General features: G+C 72.5%; 1 pseudogene. It reads right to left on the bottom strand.

Annotated features, from left to right (window positions below):
- Positions 1 to 313 (bottom strand): annotated as a pseudogene (locus PUR56_RS00200) (2-hydroxyacid dehydrogenase); the annotation flags it as partial.

The following is a 313-nucleotide window of genomic DNA, read 5'->3' as shown; positions in this document are numbered from 1 at the left end:
GTGCTCGGCGACCGCGTAGGGGCTGTAGAAGGAGACGCGGGCGACCGTCAGTCCCAGCTCGGCGGCGGCCTCCAGGTCGATGTTGTTGAAACCGGTGGTGCGCTGCGCGATCAGCTCGGTCCCGCCGGCGGCGAGCAGGGCGAGCGTCTCGGCGTCCAGCTCAGCGTTGACGCTGCAGCTCACCGCAGGGGCGCCGGCGGCCAGCGGGCCGCTGTCGCGGGTGATGAAGAGGTCCAGGCAGCGCAGTTCGTGCCGGTCCGCGAACGCCTCCTCCAGGAGCGGACGCTCGTCCGCCTGGACGCCGTACGCGAGG

Source organism: Streptomyces sp. BE303 (assembly GCF_036290945.1).
Taxonomy (GTDB): domain Bacteria; phylum Actinomycetota; class Actinomycetes; order Streptomycetales; family Streptomycetaceae; genus Kitasatospora.
The sequence above is the reverse complement of the archived record's forward strand: the minus strand, read 5'-3'. Positions and strand labels throughout refer to the sequence as shown.